The organism is Paenibacillus sp. EKM10P, assembly GCF_011800655.1.
GTDB lineage: Bacteria > Bacillota > Bacilli > Paenibacillales > Paenibacillaceae > Paenibacillus > Paenibacillus polymyxa.
Genome location: NZ_JAALET010000037.1, coordinates 1 through 2,260, shown reverse-complemented (window position 1 = coordinate 2,260; position 2,260 = coordinate 1). Strand labels below are relative to the sequence as shown.

Annotated in this window: 1 protein-coding gene; it reads left to right on the top strand. The window is 55.5% G+C overall.

Annotated elements, in window-relative coordinates; genetic code table 11:
• The coding region (locus tag HFE01_RS26265; protein WP_167442893.1) for a non-ribosomal peptide synthetase at positions 1-2,260 on the top strand (2,260 nt) is incomplete at both ends.

Genomic DNA, 2,260 nt, shown 5'->3' with positions numbered 1-2,260 from the left:
TACAATGCGCTGGTGTATAACCGGTCTGCAATGGAGCGTATCTATGGTCATATCAACCACGTCATCGGACAAATCGTGGAGAATCCGCATATCCGTGTGGATGAGCTGGCATTGGTAACGCCGGAAGAACAGGCGCAAATCGTACAGGTATGGGGAGATACGGCGGCAGCCTATCCGCAGGATCAGACGCTAAGCAGTCTGTTTGAGCAGCAGGCAGCGAATACACCGGAGCAAGTGGCGGTGTTGTGCGGAGCGGAGTCGTTGACCTACCGTGAGCTAAACGAGCGAGCGAACCGTCTCGCACGCACCTTGCGTTCGGAAGGGGTTAAACCAGATCAGCCTGTGGGTATTCTGGTTCACCGTTCACTGGACATGATCGTGGGCATCTATGCGATCCTCAAGGCAGGCGGGGCTTATGTGCCAATTGATCCGGAATATCCGGCTGACCGCATCCGCTTTATGCTGGAGGATTCGGGCGCGAAGCTGGTGCTGACACAATCACATCTGGCAGAGCAAGCGTCGCTGAGTTTCGACGGCCAGGTGCTGGTGCTGGATCGTCAGGACATCTATCACGAAGACAGTTCAAATCTAGAGCCCCTGGCTGGACCGCACCATGTCGCCTATGTCATTTATACCTCTGGCTCCACGGGAAAACCGAAGGGCGTGATGGTGGAGCACCATTCCGTGCTGAACCGAATTTTGTGGATGCATAATCGCTACGGCTTGAGTGCAGAAGATACGATTCTGCAAAAGACCGCCTTCACCTTCGACGTGTCGGTGTGGGAGCTGTTCTGGTGGTCGATGGTCGGCTCGAAGGTAAGTCTGTTGTCGGTCGGCGGGGAAAAGAATCCGGAGGACATCGTGGACACGATTGCCCGCGATGGTGTAACCACGATGCACTTTGTGCCCGCCATGCTGCATGCATTCCTGGAGTATGTGGAGCAGCAGCCACGGGAAGTAATGCAAGCGAAGCTGGGCACACTGCGCCATGTCTTTGCCAGTGGTGAAGCGTTGCCACCACAGCATGTGGCCCGGTTCCAGCGGCTCGTGTCGAGCTTGGCCGGAGCGAAGCTGGTCAACCTGTATGGACCAACCGAAGCGACGGTGGACGTATCGTATTTTGATTGCGAGCTGGATGAGGAATATACGGTTATCCCGATCGGGAAACCGATTCAAAATATTCGTCTGTACATCGTCAAGGAAAGCACGGAGCAATTGCAGCCGATTGGGGTTGCAGGGGAACTGTGCATCGGTGGTGTCGGCGTAGCCCGCGGTTACCTGAACCGTCCGGAGCTAACGGCAGAGAAATTCGTTGCCGATCCGTTTTCGGGTGGGGAAGCAGGCTATGAACGGATGTATCGCACCGGCGATTTGGCGAGATGGATGCGGGACGGGAACATTGAGTATCTGGGCCGGATCGACCATCAGGTGAAAATCCGGGGCTACCGAATTGAACTGGGCGAGGTCGAAACACAGCTGCTTCAAGTGAAATCGGTACGAGAAGCGGTGGTCATGGCTCGTACGGATGAAACGGGCCAAAAACAAATGGTGGCGTACTATGTCGCGGGACAAGAAATCCGTGCCAGCGAGCTGAGAAGTGAGCTGGGCCGGGAGCTGCCAAGCTACATGGTGCCGTCGTACTTTGTACAGCTGGAGCAAATGCCACTGAGTCCCAATGGCAAAATCGATCGCAAGGCATTGCCGGCACCGGAAGGCAGCCTGCAAACCGGAGCCGATTATGCAGAGCCGCGTACGGCGCAAGAACGCGCGCTGGTCGCGGTCTGGCAGTCCGTACTGGGCCTACAGACGGTCGGCATTTTGGGCAATTTCTTTGATCTGGGCGGCGATTCTATCAAAGCCATCCAAATCGCATCTCGTACGTTCCAGGCTGGCTATAAGCTGGACATGAAGGATTTGTTCCAATATCCGACAGTTGCAGCCCTGGCACCGCATATGCACGAGGTCCGTCGTATGGCCAATCAAGAAGAAGTGAGCGGAGAAACGGCGCTACTCCCCATTCAGCATTGGTTCTTTGCGCAGGAGCGCGAGCGTCCACAGCACTTTAATCAAGCGGTCATGCTCTATCGCGCCGAGGGCTTTGACGAGACGGCGATTCGTCAAGTGTTGGATCACCTCGTAAAGCATCATGATGCGCTTCGTACGGTATTCCGTCAGACTTCCAATGGTTATACGGCTTGGACACGGGCTGTAGAGGAAGGCACGCTGTATACGCTGGAAACAGTGGACTACCGTAAACAGG